The sequence below is a fragment of the Bacteroides sp. OF03-11BH genome, assembly GCF_003604005.1.
GTDB classification, from domain to species: Bacteria; Bacteroidota; Bacteroidia; order Bacteroidales; family Bacteroidaceae; genus Bacteroides; species Bacteroides ovatus.
Genome location: NZ_QTMW01000014.1, coordinates 91,566 through 111,403, shown reverse-complemented (window position 1 = coordinate 111,403; position 19,838 = coordinate 91,566). Strand labels below are relative to the sequence as shown.

General features: G+C 43.7%; 9 protein-coding genes. All 9 read right to left on the bottom strand.

From position 1 onward, the window contains the following. Nucleotides 1–89 precede the first annotated feature (89 nt). Genes DXA54_RS12750 through DXA54_RS12710 form a run of 9 tightly spaced genes read right to left on the bottom strand, consistent with a single transcriptional unit; the run spans nt 90 to nt 19,830 of the window. The gene (locus tag DXA54_RS12750; RefSeq protein ID WP_008649016.1) at nt 90–1,385 is read right to left on the bottom strand and encodes an acetylxylan esterase; all 1,296 of its coding nucleotides are present in this window, start codon (nt 1,383–1,385) and stop codon (nt 90–92) included. A gap of 5 nt (nt 1,386–1,390) precedes the next feature. Beyond that, entirely contained in the window at nt 1,391–2,461 is a 1,071-nt protein-coding gene (locus DXA54_RS12745) for an endonuclease/exonuclease/phosphatase family protein (protein WP_004310360.1), read from the bottom strand. Nucleotides 2,462–2,483: 22 nt separating this feature from the next. After that, nucleotides 2,484–4,256: a RagB/SusD family nutrient uptake outer membrane protein gene (locus tag DXA54_RS12740; RefSeq protein ID WP_004310361.1), complete on the bottom strand. Its 1,773-nt coding sequence runs from the start codon at nt 4,254–4,256 to the stop codon at nt 2,484–2,486. Between the two features lie 11 nt (nt 4,257–4,267). Next, on the bottom strand, nt 4,268–7,300 hold the full coding sequence (locus DXA54_RS12735; protein WP_009039092.1) for a SusC/RagA family TonB-linked outer membrane protein: 3,033 nt from the start codon (nt 7,298–7,300) through the stop codon (nt 4,268–4,270). Nucleotides 7,301–7,312: 12 nt separating this feature from the next. Further along, the gene (locus tag DXA54_RS12730) at nt 7,313–9,151 is read right to left on the bottom strand and encodes a RagB/SusD family nutrient uptake outer membrane protein (protein ID WP_120079633.1); all 1,839 of its coding nucleotides are present in this window, start codon (nt 9,149–9,151) and stop codon (nt 7,313–7,315) included. Nucleotides 9,152–9,170: 19 nt separating this feature from the next. Beyond that, nucleotides 9,171–12,410 (bottom strand): SusC/RagA family TonB-linked outer membrane protein, encoded by a 3,240-nt coding sequence (locus tag DXA54_RS12725; protein ID WP_008641742.1) that lies wholly within the window; start codon nt 12,408–12,410, stop codon nt 9,171–9,173. Nucleotides 12,411–12,438: 28 nt separating this feature from the next. Further along, complete coding sequence (locus tag DXA54_RS12720) at nt 12,439–14,187, bottom strand: leucine Rich repeat-containing domain protein (protein WP_049701572.1); 1,749 nt, start codon at nt 14,185–14,187, stop codon at nt 12,439–12,441. 37 nt (nt 14,188–14,224) lie between these two features. Next, a complete protein-coding gene (locus DXA54_RS12715; protein ID WP_004310366.1) occupies nt 14,225–17,734 on the bottom strand; it encodes an alpha-galactosidase in 3,510 nt (1,169 codons plus the stop codon). Next, a complete protein-coding gene (locus DXA54_RS12710; protein ID WP_008649021.1) occupies nt 17,731–19,830 on the bottom strand; it encodes a glycoside hydrolase family 36 protein in 2,100 nt (699 codons plus the stop codon). The genes DXA54_RS12715 and DXA54_RS12710 overlap by 4 nt, the downstream gene beginning before the upstream one ends. Between the last annotated feature and the right edge of the window lie 8 nt (nt 19,831–19,838).

The window sequence follows — 19,838 nt, the reverse complement described above, 5'->3', positions numbered from 1 at the left end:
TATTTAACAGAATTACTCTTCCGGTTTCTAACCTAACTAACCTCTTGTTATAGTGTTTGTGCCTGTTTCGTTTTTATCAGTTCAGATTATTACCACACTACATACTGATTGAAAAAACGAGTACTTTCAGCAATCCATGAGTCCATGTTCTCATAAGCTGCAAAGTGTCCTGATGTAGGGTAACATATCCAGCGTTTAGGTGTACGGATGTGATTGTATGCTGCAAAATTTGTATGTGGTGGTGTAATGTTGTCCTGAAGTCCGAATCCCATTAATACTGGGCATTTGATCCATCCGGTCAGATTCTTCAAGTCAAAGTAAGTTAGTAATGAGAATATTTTATCTTTGTCAATATTCTGCCGGGCAGCTCCTTCGAATACCAAGTTGGCAGGCCAGTGAACCAAACGGAAATAATCGGGATAGTCTGACAGAAAGGGTACGATAGGCGCAGCTGCGGAAATACGATGGTCGAGTGACGCTACTGCTAATGTGAGCGCTCCACCTTGCGAAATACCTGTAGCAAAAAGGTTTTGTCCGTCAAAGCATGGCTGAGCAAAAATAAAATCAATACTGCGGACTGTATCAGCAAAAGCACCTCTGTAATAGTAATGTTTGGGTGAATCCAGTCCGAAAGCAATCCACTCACCAAAGCGGTTATAAGGTTTGTTGAGGCCTTGTCCACGGGGTGGAATGACCAAGATACACCAACCGGGATAGTCGTTGGGACTGGGAATCCAGGTGACGGCATCATAACCTTGATAAACCACTACGGCCGGATGACTCTGACCATCTGTAGGGACTGCCCAATACCCCCGTAAGATTTCTCCTTCAAGCGAGCGCATTTCTACTTCGTAAACATCACGCTCTGGCTTCGAAGATTCAGGTAGACGTGTCATTTTATAGGCAGGGTGTACACGTTTAAGTTCGGTGATGGTTTTATTCCAAAATCTTTTTAAGTTAGGGGGACCATCCGGTTTGGATAAAATCTGTTCGGCTTCGTATCCAAAGAAGAAATGTTTCAGAGTGTCGGTGCCGGCAATGAAACAAACCTGGTAAAATCCGGGAGTGAGATTCGTGAGAGTGACTGATGCACGACTGCGAAAGCCTCCACCGGGAGCTATCGAATCTGTTCCGAAAGAGTAGGTTATAAAGGTAGACGATACAGCATTGCCGAAATCTGTTGCAATGTCCATACGTATCCTATCCGAAAAACCTGACTGTGCAGATGTCAATTCCAGCATGAAGCGTACTGGATGTTCGTTATCGAACATCCAGTTTTGCTCAACAGGAATATTGAGATTTATGGTCTTCTGTGTATAACTTCTTATTGAGTATCCGGTCAGGAGTATAATGACGTATATCCACTTTTGCATCCTGTTAATCATTGTAATTACTCTTTGATATAAAACGTAATCAGCACTCCTTTATGATCGCTTGGCCACTGATTGTTTACGGGCGGAATGATTGGATCTTTGGTTTGTTCTTCTATTCTTTGTCCGCGTACAATAGAGCCTGTTGGACCTACTATCTGGGCACTTTTTATTTGTAGATTTTTATTTGGATAATAGTAAACGAAATCAATTCGTTCGCGTTCATCTGCCTCCGGTGCCCATGAGAGATTCTCTGGAATGACTGATTTATTGTCTGCTGGAAAAGTGAATCCCGGACATTTCACCGGATCGGGATGAATTACCCGGTAGGCATCTTTATATCCCCGTTGAACCAACAATTTGGAAGTTCCCCAATTGACGATACATCCGCGATGATCGAATAGATCTTTTGTATCGGCCTGCCAATCCAGATAAGAAGGCTCATTCAGATCTCCGGCAAAAAATACGAGTGCTCCTTGCTCTAGCTCTTTGGCAGCGTTGTTGATAAAAGCTTGGGCGGATTCTATACGGTCTGATTCTTCGCAGACAGCAAGTATCTTGTTTACATCAGTGATAGGAGCCGGAAGTTTATCCCAATTAACGCTACCGTCATTGTATCCCCGGGGATAGTAACAGGTGTAGTAACGATACTCTGAATGTGCCGGGTAAACGGCCACTCGTTTCCCATTGACATCCAGAATCGCTTTGAACATCCATTTGTTGATGCGTTCTGTCTCTTTGATCGGATATTTTGATATGACCGCTCTTCCGTCTATTCGTGCATCGTAATAGATGAGTCCCTTATCTTTAAGCCCTTGCATTAGTTTAGGCATCACGGGATCGTCTTGTGGACCTTTATATAATTCGCAAAATGTAGCAATGTCTGGCTGTAGGGTAGCAATCTGTTCTATCAGATATTCCGGAGCATGCTCCACCTTGGTACACTCCACCCATAAGTTGAGTTGAAGGAACTTAATCTCTGTTTTCTTTCCTGTTTCTTCTTCCGGTACAGATACTTCCGTATCGGTTTTAGAACATGCAGTGATAACAGGAAGTATGGCAATAATAATAGTTAATAACCACTTTTGCATAATCTGTATTTTTTAGATTTGATTACCAGCCCGGATTCTGACAGTTAGTTCCTGAAGCATTCTGTAACCGGATCGCTTCGTCACCCGGTATTGGATATAATAGGAATTTTTCACTATATGCTTTTCGGTTATTATCTACTACAAAACGGGAGTAACTTCCATCTGAGTTTGCCTTCATTCCGGTAATTACTTTATCTGTTTGATCCAGCATCTTCCAACGGCGTACATCAAAGAAACGGTGTTCTTCAAAAGCAAGTTCTACGCGTCTTTCGTTCCTGATTCGCAGACGAAATTGATCACAGGATAATCCGTAAGGAATGCCTGGCATACCTACTCTGGAACGTACTGCATTGACTGCATCTACGGCATCATTGGGTACAGTTCCGGTAGTAGATGCTTCATTAGCTGCCTCTGCATAATTCAAATATAATTCAGCCAGGCGGAACTCTTTGAAGTAACCATCCAGATTGCCGGAACGTCCGGATTTATAATGTGAGAACTTACGCGTATAATAGCCGGTACAGGTGTAACGTGCGTTACTGGGATCAAGTGCACAGTTTCCTCCTGTCTTGGTTGAGAGTAGTGCACCGGTTTCCAGGTTTAGTTTGGAACCATCGTAATAAATAGAAGCTTTAAGACGCGGATCACGGTTCTCATACGGTTTGGCTCGATTGTAGAGACCTTCAACAGCCGAATTCAAGTTAGGCTGCAGATGATTGGCATCTAGATAAGGGCTCTCTAAATTGAGCAGAGGATAAGATTCTGTCATGTCACCGTTCACAACTTCATAGGCATCAAGTAGCTCTTGCGACGGACACGCACCGGCATCTGTCTGGCCGTCGGTAGTTGGCAGGCCAGCATAATTCCACATATACATTTGTCCAACTTCCATAATGGTTTCTTTGTCATTAACTACCGGCAAGTCAGTGCGCGAATAGAAATACACATCATAAGGAGAATAACCAGCTGTAGCATTCGGCTGTTTCTTATAAAGTTCATAATTGTTCGCCAGACAGTCATCCAGAGACTTTTTAGTAATTTCTGCGGCTTCTGTCCAAGTGATTGTTCCGTCATTGTACAGAGGACTGGCTGCATAGAGTGATATCTGTGAACGGATGGCTGCACAGATGGCTTTTGTCATAACGTGACGGTAGTTCTCCTTATCTAAGGAACGCCATCCCCATTCTTCAACAGTGGGAATATCAATAGCAGCCTGACAATCAGCTAATATTTGGCGGGCACACTCGCCAAATGTACCTCTTTTAACCTTGGTATAATCGTAGTCGGGAGTTGTTATGATGGGAACACCTCCATAACGTTTCACCAATTGAAGATAATAGAAAGCGCGTAATGTAAGTACCTGTGCCTTGAAACTGTTACGTATATCTTCCGAGTAGACACTGGCAGTAGGGATATTGGCAAGAAAGATGTTGCAGGCACGAATCCCTTGATAATAATAATTGTAGTTTTCCGGATTTCCTTCGATGCCCTCCAGCGGATTGCTGAAGGGAGATAATTGTCCTTCATTCCATTTGCGGGTAACTCCGTTCTGTAGTTCCCAGGAATCTTTGGCTTCATCCGTACAACCAGCTAGCATGGTATAGTTATAGTTCATTCCGTAATTCAGAATCCATCCATAACATTGATTCATATAAGTATACGTTTTACGGTTCGTGGTAAACAAATCGCTGTAATCCGTACGGCCGTCCGGATGATCTTCAATTTCAGTACATCCTATGAATGAGGATAATATGAGTAAGGAGAATACTCCTGATATGATTTTATTTATTTTCATAACTTCAGTCTTTAGAAATTCAGGTTAAGTCCTATGTTAAATGTTCTGTAAATGGGGTATACAGAGTAGGAATATTGTTCCGGGTCCAGATTATCGAACTTGAGAGATGAGGTGGTCAACAAATTGGCTCCGCTGATATAGAATCTCATTTTCTCCAGTTTCAGCTTACTGCTCCAACGTTTAGGAAGTGTATAACCTAATACTACATTCTTCAATCTCATATAGTTATTTTTGGAATAGAAGAATTCATTCGATTGGAGACTTGAAGAGCTTCCTGTGGTCAAAGCCGGATAGCTGATTTTTTCATTTGCCGCATAGCGATCTGCTGTCCAGGCATTACGGTGCAGGTCTGTGTACACTCCTTGGTAAGCATTATCGAAGATACCGCATCCACTGTAATAGGCTGCTGTACCTGATACACCTTGTAACTGAACATACAAGTCAAAGTTTTTGTATTCCAGTTGAATAGAACCACCATAAGAAAGTGTAGGTAGTGTCTGGGCTTTGTCCATCGGTGCCTGGTCACGCTCATCTATATTTCCGTCGTTATTTAAGTCTTTGTAAATGAAATCACCTGGGCGCGGAGAAGCACCAGAGAATCGCAGACCGCTTTTATCTATTTCCTCCTGGCTATTATAGTAGCCGTTTCCGTTGGAATAGTCAATCAGATATCCGAACTGTTGTCCTGCAGAATAGCCGGTTTTACGATATGGATAGTAATATCCGCTGGCGGTACGGTTCAACTCTTTTATGTCAGTTACTTCATTTTTATTGTATCCCATATTCCCTCTGATAGTCATTCTTAATCCACATTTCAGATTCTTGATATAAGATAGTTCAAGATCAAATCCTTTGTTGTTCATCTTACCCAGATTTTCAAATGGCAGATTTTCACTGGCGATACCTTGTGCAGAAGATACACTGTTATTTTGGATAGCCATTTGGGTCTGTTTCACGTTCCAATAATCAAATGTGATACCTAGTGAGTTGAATAAGGTAACATCTATTCCGTAATTTTGCTGGAAAGATTCTTCATAATGGATATACGGATTACCTTGCATACCTTCTACAGTATGAAAGCCATAGTAGTTGCTTAGTAAGTAACCTGCATCTTTATAACGTACATCTGTAGCATACAGGAAACGGGTGTCAGATATCTGGTCATTGCCCAGCCAGCCGGCAGATGCGCGTATTTTGAGGAAGGACAACCAATCTGTGTCTTTCAGGAAACTTTCGTTGGATACCACCCAAGCGGCAGATACTGTCGGGAAGAATTTAAAACGGTTACCCGGTTTGAACTGTTCTGTGCCATCATAGGTAAAGTCTCCCTGTATATAGTACCGTGAATCATAGCCGTATTTCACATGTCCCATTAATGACAAACGATCGTATGGGAGATCACCGTTTTTCATCATATTCTCATTGAAATAGCTGACAAATGCATCTACTTCATGTTTGCCTCCAAAAATACGATTATAGTTGATGAACCCTTGGAAGTTGATAAAGTAGCGCATATTAGCGGTCTTACTTAAACTTAGAGGAAGAGTGGTGTGAGTACCGAAAAGTCCGCTGCCATTGGCTGCATAACGTGCGTAGTCAGTAGAACCATAGATTGTTCCGTCATAGTTTGCTTCATAACCTACTATTCCTTTTACGCTCAATCCTTTAGTCAGGAATCCCAGATCCAGATTCATTCCATAAGCGACGTTCAGATTGATACCTGTTTGATGGCTATATCCGGAGCGGTTGATAAGTCCGTAAGTAGGATATTCATTGTATTCTGCAGTAATCACTTTTCCGTCTTCGGTGATAGGTCCAGGTACGGTGGGGGCCATCTGATAGATCGAATTCATGATATCTCCTGTCCCGTTGTATCCTTGATTTATCCGGTCGATAGTGACATTTGTGTTAAGGAAACAGTTTAGATAACGATGCAGAGTGACGTCCACATTAGCTAAAATGTTGAAGCGATGCAATTTGAGTGCAGGATTATAATTATCATTCTTCTCTGCATCAATCAGGCTGTTTTGGTGAAGATAACCGGCATTAACAAGGTATTTAACCCGGTTGTTACCTCCGCTGATATTTACGTTGTAACGTTGCATACTGGCTGCATCATTCATGAAAGTGTCATACCAGTCGTGTCCCGGCATAGTTCCATCTGTAAACCCGGCTATTTCATATAAAGAATAGAGTGGAGTGCCACCGTCATTGAGTAAGGCCTGGTTACGCATTTGTGCGTATTCACCGGTACTTACTATTTTAGGACGCTGGGTAGCCTGTTGTATGGAGAAGTCCATGTTCACATTTACTTTAGTACGTCCTATTTCGCCTCTTTTTGTAGTAATAAGAATTACTCCGGAAGAAGCTCGCGGACCATATAATGCTTTAGCTGCGGCATCTTTCAGAATACTGACAGATTCTACAGTGTTGGCATCGAGTGTATTCATATCGAATAATGGAGCCGGAATTCCATCGAGTACAACCAAAGGTGAATTACCGTTTATGGAATTCAGACCACGTATATACATCGTTGTTGCATCATCGGCTGGTGTGCTGGTGGATTGGATAGAAGTCAATCCTGCCAAGCGTCCGGTCAGCGTAGCTGAAAATCCGCTATTAGGTGTTTTAACTAACTCTTCTCCCTGAACGGTAGAGATTGCTCCTGTATAACCTCCTTTTCTCTCTTTCTGCAGCATGGCTACTTCGAGAGATGTATCCTGACCGGCGATGTCTGATATCAGACAAAACTCTACCGGTTTATTCAGAGTGAATTTCATTGTCTGGTTCCGATATCCCGGAATCTTACAAATGACCATACTGGCTCCCGACGGAATCTCCATGATGAATTTTCCGTCTTTATCACTGCTTGTGGTGTATTCGGGATTGTCCGGGACAGAAATGATTGCGCCGTCTAAAGGTTCGTTGCTCTCATTCCGCACCACACCGGATATAACTTCTTGCACTTGTGCCCGGCATACTTCATTGCCTGTGAACAGGCATACGATGCACAAAAGTGTGATTATTCTGTTTTTCATATACATTCTGTTTTATGATTACCATCCTGCATTTTGCCACGTCTGTCCTGTCGTGCCTTCCAATACGGCTGCTTCATTGGCAGGGATAGGATATACGTGCCATTTCTTTTCATAACTCATTTTGCTCGGTTTGCTGCCGTCTGTTCCTAGATTGATTCTTTCATAAGAGAATGAGTTTCCATTTTTGGTGATTCTCATACCTGTGGTAAACTTCTCATTTTCCATATTCTCATTGGCGGGTGTCCAACGGCGGATATCGAAATATCTGTCTTCTTCACAAGCCAGCTCTATCTGGCGTTCGTGGCGTACCAATAAACGAGCTTCGTTCTTGTCGTTTGTCGACAGATCAACCGAAGGATCAAAACCTGCGCGATGACGGATTTCATTGATCCATTCCAGGCCTTCGGTAAGGTGTCCGCTTTCAATAGCGGCTTCGGCGGCATTCAGATAAATTTTGCCTAATCGGTAAAAACGGAAACGGCCATCATATCCAGCCACTCCGGCTGCCTTACAGTTACCGTTTACCATTCTTTTTCTCCAATAATAACCGGTACGTGTATTCGTATTTCCACTTGTACGGATTTCGCTATTTCCTCCCACGTACGTTTCTACTACTGCCGGTTCCTTTCCTAACAGCACAGGACTGTTATTATAAAAAATTGTAGCCTGGAAACGAGGATCACGTCCCTTATAAGGGTTGGCTGGGTCATAACCGCTATTAGGGTCATAATTAGGTGACAGATGCTTCTCATCGTTATAAGGTTTCGATAAATCCAGTACAGGCTTTCCTGTTGCTAGCATATCATAGGCGTCTACTAATTCTTGGGAAGGAACAATAGTTAATTGAGCGTTTCCCAATACCGGAGCTCCGATAACGTCATACAAAGGATTGGTGTATGGGTCGGGCCAATAGCCTTCGGTACTTTGCCAGATTGTTTCTTTATCACTGGGATCTGTTCCGATATAGTTATTGAGCGTAAAGTACTCCATATAAGCATTGTTATAGTACTTTTCAGTATCCGCACATTTAGTATACAATTCATATCCATTGGCTTTCAGCTGTTCCAGACAGTCTTTGTTGATTGTGTAAGCCCATTCCCAAAGATCTTTGCCGCCATTGTTGTAAGTGCTGGCTGCGAATAGACATGCTTCGGAACGGATAGCCATTGCGATACCTTTGGTCATTCTGATCTTCTCGTTGAGTGTTGTCAGTCGCCAAGGGAGGTTGCTGGATTGCAAAGCTATTTCGCAATCATCTACAATGAATCGGGCACAGTCTTCGAAAGTAGGACGTGATAGAGTTGAATAATCATAGTCTAAACCGTATGGCTCTTTCTCAATAGGCACAGGACCATACCATTTCAGTAACTCCATATAGAAATAAGCACGGAGTACATGAGCCTCTGCTACCCAACGGTCACGGTCGCTTTCTCTTGGTATGGCGGCGGTGGCTGCCCGTTGGAGGAATGTGTTGATAATACGGATTTGCCCCCAGTATAACTGCCAGTATCCTCCTTCTGAGTAGGTGTCACCCATATCTCTGCGAACGTCGAGATAGAAGTCGGTGGTGGTACAGTTGCCGGATGCGGCATGTGCAAAGCCGGCACCGGAACCATCCGTGCAATCCCACGCTTCATCACTAAGTGCTACGGGATAGTTGCTCCAGAAATGATATCGTAAACTCTTTTTAGGCAGATAGTCAAAGCAAGTACTGAAATAAGCTTTAGTCAGATCGGGATCTTGGAATACTTCGTCCAGTGATAATCTTCCGTCGGGAGCTACATCCAACGCTTCATTACAAGAACTGAATGTGAGCAAGGAAGCAAACATGCATATATAAATCAATCTTTTTTTCATATCGGTTTTGTTTTAGCCGTTAAAATGTAATATTTAAACCTACATTGTACGTACGCATTGTTGGATAGGCTGCCGGACTGTTTTGTTCGGGATCGAAGCTGTCAGTCTTCAGGTGAGTCCATGTATACAAGTTGTTACCACTTAAATAGAAACGTACATTGGAAGCACCGATTTTCTTGCTGATGCTTTCCGGTAATGTATATCCTACTTCTGCATTTTTCAGACGTATATATGAGGCATCCATGATAAAGAAGTCGTTGGGCTGCAAGCTCGGGCCGCCACTGCTGGACAGACGAGGATACGTAATCTTTTCGTGATTATTATAGCGTTCTTCGCTCCAACGTTCCATGTGCATCTTGTAAAAGTTGCCGCTGCTTTCATAAATACCGGCTCCTGAATAAGTCTTGCTGTATTGGCCTACTCCCTGCAACATGATAGAAACATCGAATCCTTTCCAGTTGGCAGATAAAGAGAAACCGTAGTTGATGCGAGGCAATAGGGAGGAATAGCCAATGGGAGCCTTGTCACGGTCATTGATGACACCGTCTCCGTTGAGATCTTTATAAATAAAGTCTCCGGGTTCCGGTGTTCCTACACCTTCATAAGTCAGTCCGCTCTTGGCAATACTCTCGTCGCTATAGAAGAATCCTGTGCCGTCACGCCCTTTTTCAGGATCATAGCTGTGGTCGATGATATATCCCCAGTTTTGTCCTAATGAGAAGCCGGTGGTGCGGGTGCGATAAGCATAATCCTTACCTAATAGTGGCTCGTCATATTCCAATACTTTGTTTTTGGCATAACTGAAGTTTGCATTAGCAGAAACAGATAGCCCGTTTTTGAATTGTTTCTGATATCCGAGGACCATTTCGAATCCCTGATTCTTTACTTCACCATCGTTCATCAGTGGAAGAGCGGATGAGGGAAGACCTTGAATCATAGGAGTAGTCTGCGGGATAATCAGAATATTTTTTCTTTTTTCAACAAAGTAGTCAAATGAGAAGGAAAGATCATGATACAAGGATATGTCTATACCATAATTCTGTTTTTCAGCTGTTTCCCATGTGATGCTTTTGTTTCCTATGTAGTTTTCGGCTATCTTGTAACCTTGTCCCCAACCGGAACCATTGGAAGCATATCCCAAGCTTGGGGATAACCAATGATCTCCTTTACTGTCGGTGACTACGGAATATTGACTGATATTATCCAGATAAAGGAAACGGGCTGAACCGAAGGCGTCGTTACCAACTTTTCCCCAAGAAGCTCTTAACTTCAGATTGGTCAAAACCGGATTATCCTGAAGGAAGCCCTCATTAGTAATCAGCCAACCGAAAGAGGCAGCCGGGAAGAGACCAAATCGTTTGTCCGGTGAAAATTGTTCAGAGCCGTTATAACCTACGTTGACCTCTGCAAAATAACGTCTGTCATAGTCATAAGTTGCACGTCCGGCAATACCGATGACGTTGTAAGGAAGCAGTAGGTCACCGGATGTTTCTTTGGATTCTTTGATGTCCCGTTGAGCTAGAAACATAGCAGTGACATTATGCTTTCCGGCGAAGGTCTGGTTATAGTTGATTTGTCCCTGTAAGTTCATAACCCAATAAGATTCGGAAGACTTTGTGAGTTCAATCGGGCCGTCTTCGTCCTCCAGGCTAGGATGGCGATTGATAAACAAATGCTCTCCTGAAGCTAATGTCTGATACGTATACCAGGTATAGGAACGTTTTCCGATTGTTTTCCCAAATCCTTTGGAGTCGAAAGATACCTGGCCTTTGACAGAGAGCCCTTTAGTGATAAATCCCAAATCTATTTCTACTCCTCCGATAACATTGATTCCCGATCTGGTTTCCAGTTGATAGCCCGAACGGTTGATTAGCGGATATGCACTCAATGAATTGTTGGCGGGATCTTCTACGGATAATCCGGCACCAATAGGGAAAGTACGTATAGCATCAGTAGCGTATGCACCTTCCGGGGTGAGATACATGGAAGTAGGGCGTGAGGTCAAAGCGCTGTTGAATACACTTGACATACTTGCGGAAGTTCCGTTGATCCGTTCCAGATAAGAGGAAGCGTTTAAGTTAATCTTTACCGACTTATTGACTTTGTAGTCGATATTTGAGCGGAAGTTGTAGCGGTCTAATGAAGACTGGGCATTGTATCCCAACTTGGATTTAGGTTCTACGTTGAACATACCTCCCTGATGCAGATAGCCTGCACTTACAAAGTATTGAAGTTTGTCCGAACCTCCCGAAACGTTCATGTTGGCTCTGGTCATGGGAGCATAATCTCTGAACAAGATATCTTGCCAGTTATTATTCGGATAAAAATCCGGGTCTACAGGATTACCTGTTTTCCATGAGTCGAACTTATCAATGTCCGGCCCGAGGAATTCAGCGGAATTTCCGTCGTTCACGAGTGCTTCATTGCGAAGTCTGACCCAGTCCCATGAATCCAGACGTTCGGGCTTGAAAGCGATTTCCTGCATGCTGAATTCTACATTGGCACTGATACGGGCAGTTCCTTTTTCACCTCTACGAGTGGTAATCATTATCACTCCGTTGGCACCACGTACTCCGAATACTGCTGTTGCGGAAGCATCTTTCAATACGGAGATATTAGCAATCTCGTTCGGGTCGATAGATCGCATATCGTCTACAGCTACTCCATCTACCATAATTAATGGGTTTGTTCCGTTTGTAGTGGCAGCACCACGCAGGAACATGGTGACTTCGTCACGTCCCGGTTCACCGGAGGTCTGGATAGTTGTCAATCCTGGGAGTTTTCCGGATAAAGCGGAACTTAGGTTGGGCGATGAGGATTTCATCAAATCTTTTCGATCAATGGAAGCTACGGAACCGATGACAGAAACCTTTTTCTGGGTACCGTAAGCTACCACTACAACTTCCTCCAGGTTCGCTACGTCCGGATGCATGATGATACGCATGTCTTTTTTAGCAGGAATGTCCTGCTTTTGATAACCTACATAACTGATTTCCAGTATAGCGTTGGGGGCAACCGATAAAGAGAAACGACCGTCTATGTCTGTAATAGTACCATTCGTTGCTGCTCCTTTTTCTATGACGGAAGCTCCGATCAGGCTTTCACCGGACTCGTCTACGACGACTCCAGAGGCTGTTATTTTAGACTGTTGCTGTGTCAGGGTAGCATCTCCGATATCCGATGCATTTCCTGTAACGGGAATACAGATTCCCAACCCAAGCAACAGGCACATTTTGTATAGCCAATAACTTTTTTTCATAACTATAACGTTTAAGATTGTTTTCTGTCTAATTAAATGAACTCAACATTTTATCCTTGTCGTATCCTATGTATTCATAGCGTTCTATCCGGACACCTTGATTCTTTGCGGTAATACATGGGCTTGTGCCATTCCATGGGCTATCCATCCACCATTCTTCTACTAGTAGCTTCCTTTGAGTTGAAGAGCTGTCGGTAAATGAGAACTGAACTTTTGAGGCATCTACAGCTCCACCGGAGTAACCTAGTACGGAATAAGTACCTGCCAGATTACGCAGATCAACATAAGTGAGCGGACAACCGGATGCATTTAGTGATGTGATGGATTTGCACCGGTTTATATCCAGATATGCTAATCCCGGATTGTTGCTCACATCTATAGAGGTTATCATATACTGATCGCCAGAAATGAATTTGGTTAATCCTGCATTCTTGGCACTGAAAGTCTGAATTCCTTTCTCATCTACCGGACCTGCCGTGTAGCTGGTACTGATTGCGTATTTACTAAGATCGATTTCTCCCAGATTATTTCCATCCAGAATGAGGTTTTTGTATCCGCAGAAGTATTGTAGTCCTTCCAGATTAGTGATTCCCTTATTGCTAAGATCAAGGGTCGTGTTATTCTTGAAGTATTCAGTATTCAGAGCAGCCACTGTCAGAACTTTATCTCCATCGAATACATCCGGAACCAATGCTTTGAGTGCGTTTCGCAGATTGATATCAGGAATTTCTCCGTACTTTTTCATTGTCTTCTGATATTTTCCGTAACTGTAATAATAGTTGTTGTTTCCATCGGGATAGTCGTGCATCCAGTCGTACCCTTCCACTGTCACTCCATTATTGATGGCATCTACGATAGAACCGCTATTGCTGTAGTATGAGTCCATCCACCAGGATTCCATTTTCAGGAGTCGTTCTTTACTTGCGTCATCGCTGAAAGTAAATTTGAAGTCTGTGCTGTTGTAGTTCAGACATCCGCCATAGATACTGTGGTAATTGCGTACATCCAGATATACCAGTTTACAGTTTAGAGCAGAGAACTTCTCAATGTTATAACAATAATACAGGTCGACAGATTCTAGTTTGGTACTTCCATCTATGTTGAGAGATACCAATGTCGTGTTCGGCTGTTCCGAAGTGGCTAGTTCCAGTTTGGTCAGACCAGTGTTTTGTGCAGTCAGTTCAGACAGTCTGGATAGTACTTCTGCAGGAATTTCACTGATATCATTATTGTTGCAGATCAGTTTCCGAATGTTGCTGAAATATTCGAGTCCCTCCAGAGAAGTGATATTTTTATCGCTGATATTTAGTGTGCCATCAGTGAAAGTGACATATTTAGCACTGGAAGATATCTTTTCTCCTTTAAATATATCAGGGAAAAGAGCAGACAAGGCATTACGCAGGTTTTCGTCGGGCATAACTCCAACAGTACTGTTGATGACGCCTAATGTTCGCATTTTGCTACCGCGTACCAATACAAGTCCATAAGAATCTTTGGTGGCCGTAGAGGGGTAAAGTACCGTGATATGATCGGATTGTACTTCTCTGGTTTCCATGTAGATGGGCTGTTCGGTTCCTCCTGAAAGGGGAGAAAGAGCCAGTACATCACAGTCGATAAAGCCATTTCCCTGAATGGTAATCTCTGTGCCCAGGGATTCTTCCGAAATATCCGGAAGCACTACATTGGTTACTCCTAGGTCTGTGCCTAACTTTTCGTCTTCACATCCCAAAAGGAATACCATTCCAAGCATTAATAAAATGTAGAAATGTGTTTTCATAAATACTATTTGTTTAATGAATAAATAGAGTACATAGTTATTCTTGTTTTAAGACGATCACAGAATGAGCCGGAAGTAAACATAGAATTTTATCGTTCACTTTGAGAGGCTGGGCGTCCGGAGCCAACATTTGGTCTGTGGTAGGTAAACCGTCTTTGATATAACGGTAAACCTGATAATTCCCTTTGGTTTGCGTATGTTGGTTGATGAGGCTTATTGCTTTCTCCTGGTCCATTCCATTGGCGAAAACATATACCCATTTGCCATTTGTGTTTCGAACAGCAGTTCCTGCATACCATTCTTCCGGTGTTGCTATCGGATAGATTTCAGCTCCCGGGCGTATGAAACGTGTCAACAGAGAATAGGCATAGTACTGTGGGCGTACCTCGTAATCACTTTTGATATCGTTGTAGTATGGTTCCGAAGCGTATGTTTTCTTTACATACTTCCATAAACCCAGTTGCTGCATTGCTCCGTAGTCTGCATCCTTACCATAGTATTGGTCTATCAGGCTCCAATAGCTAACACCGCTTGCTCCTGCATTGAGTAGATTGATGGCTATGCGTGTCATGAGTACTCCTCGTTCATACAAGTCGATATCTTTTTGTCTGGTGGCACCTACGCATTGATTACCTCCGAATTCACCGATGAAATGGGCTTTTCCAACTGAAGAGGCCAATTGAGAGTTTTGTTTTTCCCAATCCAGAATTGTGGAGTTCGGAGTTTCGTAGCCGAAGATATAGGTGTGGGAGTTGAATACGTCAGCAACGTTCGCCAGTCCTTTCGTGCAGGCTGCCAGATATTTATGCGTTCCTGTACCTCCGTCTGAATTGTCAGAAAGGCTGAAATGTACTTTATTTCTTATTCCATCCTCTTTGAAACGTCTGTCGAGTACTTTACACATTTCAATATAGTCGGCGGTGGGAGCAGCTTTACCTTTGATGATATATGACCAATCTGGTTCGTTGATCGGAGTAATCTCTTTGACGCACGTGTATTTTTTGTTGTTGAGCAGGTGTTGTACAAGTGCGGAAAAGTTCTCGCTCCATTCTTCATAGTTAGTCGGGGCTACTACCCAGTTACCATAATTCCCTTCGGCCAGGAAATGTCCCGGAGGGGCTCCCCAAAGTACAAGGGTGACTTCCATTTTCTGTTCTTGTGCCATATCCAATACTTTGTAGAGTGATTGCATTTCTACAGAGTTGAAAGTGAAATTATGCCAGTCGATTTTGGATGCATCCGGATTGTCATTCTTTGGCTCATACCATTGTGGCATCACCATCACCCGTAAGCTTTGCAGTCCCATTTCTTTGACACGTTTCACAACGATGCGATCCCAGTCTTCAGCTTTAGCTCCATCATTGCGGGTCACATTTTGTGAGAGAAAGTGGGGATCTAGTTCTGCACCTATAGCACGGAGCTTTACACCGGTTTTCTTTCCTACAGAAAGTTTCTGTATGGCAGTTGTTGAACTTTGGTATTTGATTATCAGACTACTTTGCGGGTTATCCAGTGTCAGCGTGAAGCCGTTAGCCAGTTCTTTACCGGTTTTCTTTATAGCTTCTCCTGTATCTTTATTGGTGAGTATATAAGTGTGGTCAGGGTGTAGCCCTGATAAATTGACAGTATAGCTCTTGTCCGGATTGTCTTTGCGGCGGAAAGCTACGATGTATCCGCTGTCATCCGACGGACGATAAAGTTGGTATGCTAGCCAGATATTTTCCGAAGTAATGTTGTTTATTCCACTCAACGGATAGTAATCTTCATAGAAATAGGGGCGGAGTTCTTTGAACTCTGCCTGGCGGTCGCGCATATCATAGATGGATTGTCCAGCTTCGGTTATTTTCCAGTTGTAGATAATAGAGGTTCCGAGGCTGGAACGGAAAGTGAATTTATCGGCACTCACAGTTCCTGTACCATGCAGGGGAAGGTATAAGTTCAATCCGTAAGTATGGCATTGATAGCCGATTGGTTCTCCATAACTGTAATCTGTTCTCCACATCGGTGCACTGCGTGAGATACTTTCGAGGTCAATACGGCGTCCGCCACTGGCACAATTATCAACCAGCAAGCCCGGAAAGCGGTTCAGCAGATATTCCCAGAAAGAATAAAGTCCTTCAATGTATCGGATTTCGCAGATACCTTGTCTGCCAGGTTCATCATTGGCAGCCCAGAAACCTTCCGGCTCTATATTGAAATCCTGGCGGTAGTAGTCTATGCCATTTTCTTCGAGGAAGTCTCCGATATATTTACTCATCCATCGACATGCCTCCGGATTTCCGAGATTGAATAGATAAGAGTCGTGCTCACCATCTTTTGTCCAGTCTTCCTGTTTGGCTTTTCCTCTGGCATCCAACATCCATTGAGGGTGTTGCAGTGCCCAAGCTGAGCCTTTCATAACACGCTCCGGTTCAAACCATACCATGAACTTGGAACCAACTCTATGCACTTCGTCGGCGATGGGGCGTAATCCTTCGGGGAAACGAATAGAGTCGACGGTCCAGTTTCCTACGGTGTTCGCCCAATTCTTATGATTGGCTACATCTGCAGAGTGATTGTACCATCCGGCATCCAGCCAGAATACTTCGGGTACTAATTTGAATTGTTCATACCGTTTCACCATAGCAATGGCATAATCTGTAGTCAGGCAGGTATATTCATTACAGGGAGTAGGATCACCGTAGTTGAAACTGGTCGATATTGGATATACGGTCGGTTTACCACCTACTTTCCAAGTGTGGTGGGCTTGCACGAAACGGCGGAACTGGTTGTGTCCTTTCATCCGGTCGGAACCGTTCCAGAATGACAGGCATACACTGGAAGTGCGGATGCTCTCTTCCGGATACAGATAGGTTTTCAAACGTTCAATTCCGGAGGTAAGCGCTACGCTTTGCTGGTCTGCACAGCGCACATCGGCAAACCAGGTTCCTGTCCATCCGATGGCTACGATAACTCCTTGATTAGCCGGAGATTCAATATTGAAGAATGGCATACGCATTTGTGAAGAGCGTCCACCTTCCGGTCTCATATAAAGATTATCACCCGGAGACAAGATTGTAAGTTGCTGGCTGAAATCTGATTTGGATGCATGGCTGCCTTCGGAATGATGAAGGTTGAATGCTCCCGGATGCTGGTAGCGGAATGTGATATCAGACACTTTTATGTTGGCAATCTCCGGCGTATTTTTCTTTCCCTGGTTGGTGAAACGGAGTACCCATTCCACCGTATTGAAGTCGGTAAAGCCTTTCACTTCACATTCGACTTTTAATCCTCCGGATGGTTCACGATAAGTATAAAGGTATTTCAGAACCTTGGGATCGTCACTTTTCTGACGCGTAGCCGTATAAGACCAGCTTTTGATAAATTCCTGTGAAGGTTTACCTCCATATTCGAAAGAGAAAGGAGGGACCACACCGCGGGCAAAGTGGGTGGTTATCCATTGGCTGGTGTTTACCGGGCGGTCGCTCATGCGGGCTACCGTCTGTCCTGTTCCATTATGAGGGAACAGAAGCAGAATGAATAGATAATATAGTATTCTTTTTTTCATTCTTTATTCGGTTTTTCGTTGGTAACTTTATATTTTAGTAATAAGGAACTATGTGGCTTTTCGAGGATCAGTGGCAACTGACTGGTCAGTTCTTTTCCCTGATAGATTTTGCTCTGTCGGCTATCCATGTCTGTCACTGTATAGTATTTTTCCGGATCCACTCCTGAAAGTCTGACGGTGATTTTTTTGTCTTTGGAGGCGGTTCTGCGGAAAGCAACGATAATACCACTGTCGTCCGACGGACGATGCATTTGATAGGCTAGCCAGATATTATCCCGCGTCATGTCTTCTGTACCCGTCAGTGGGTAATAATCTTCGTAATAGTAAGGTCTGATTTCGTGGAATTCTTTCAGACAACGTTGCATTTCGTAAACGGAGGCATTTTTATCGGTTATTTTCCAGTTATAAATCAAAGCGGTGCTGACGCTTGAGCGGAAAGAATACGGATCGGTCTGTAAACTACCCGTTCCATGTAAAGGCAGGAAGAAATTCAGGCCATACGTGTGACATTGGTAGCCGTCCGGATCGTCGTAATGATAATAATCACTCCTCCATAGTGGTGCGCTTCGGCCGATTGTTTCCCAGTCAATACGTCGTCCCCCACTGGCACAGTTGTCTATGAGCAGGTTCGGGAATCGGCTCAGCAGATAATCCCAGAAGTAGTATAGTCCTTCGATGTGTCGTATCTCTTTCATTCCTGCACGTCCGGGCTCATCGTTGGCTGTCCAGTAGATATCCGGCTGCATATTGAAATCCTGACGATAATAGTCTATGCCGTTTTCTTCGAGCATATCGCCTATATATTTACTCATCCAGCGGCAGGCTTCCGGATTTCCCAGATCGAACAGTAGGTAGGTGTCATTGTTGTGTTCGGGAATGTCGAGCATCCAGTCGGGGTGTTCTACTGCCCATTGGGTACCACGGATGACACGCTCGGGTTCGAACCAGACCATGAATTTAGCTCCTACTTTGTGTATTTCGTCGGCTACAGGACGAAGTCCTTTGGGGAAGCGCAATGTATCTACAGTCCAGTTACCGGCTGTGTTGGCCCAGGTCTTGCCATGTTCGAAGTCTGCAGCATCGGTGTTCCATCCGGCATCCAGCCAGAATACTTCGGGCTTCAATCCGAACTGTATGTAACGTTTCACCATGGCAATGGCATAATCGGCTGTCAGGCATGAGTATTCCGTACAAGGTGCGGGGTCCCGATAGTTGAATCCGCTGGAAAGAGGATATTCGGCAAATTTTCCGTTGATTTTCCGTGACTTGTGTGCCAGGACAAAACGGCGGAATTTATTGTGTCCTGCCATCCGGTCGATATTTTCCCAAAACATCAGACTGATACTTGGGGTACGAATTGTTTCCTGTGGACGTAAGTATAATTTCATGGTTTTCATTCCCGAAGCCATGGATATTGTACGATTATCTTGTGCGCATACATCTGCATACCAGGTGCCCGACCAGCCTACTCCTAATATGACTCCCTGTCCGGCAGGTGATTCAATGTTGAAGAAAGGAAGATAGTCCCCTTCTGAAGAGCGTCCTCCTTGTGGAGACATCTGTTTGGTTTCACCCGTTGCCAGAGTAACCGAACGTGGATGGAAATCATATTTGGAGATATGGTTTCCGTCTGCATAGTGTAACTTGAATTCTCCTTTAGAAGCGTATTGCATGGCAAGGTCCACTACTTTCACTTGTTCCAGAGTGGGAGAGTTGCTCGTACCTTTGTTGGTGAAGTTCAATACCCATTCGGCAGCCTGATAACTGGGATAGCCTTTTACGGTACATTCTACTTTCAGTCCGTTGGTAGGATTGTAGTAGGTAAAGAGATACTTTATCACATCCGCTTCTTCGGATTCTATCTTTTGCTGGGAATAGTCCCATTGGCGGATAAATTCTGCGGAAGGTTTCCCGTCACATATAAACGAGAACGGAGGTGTTTTTCCTTTAGCGAATTGTTTCTGAATCCATTTTTCGATTTCAGGAATGTGTTTGGAGATTTTAGCCGTCGTCTGACCCACGGCTATGATGCTCCACACACTCATAATCAGTAATGAGAACAGGAATTTCGATTCGATTTTCTTGAAATGTTTCATTAGAATAT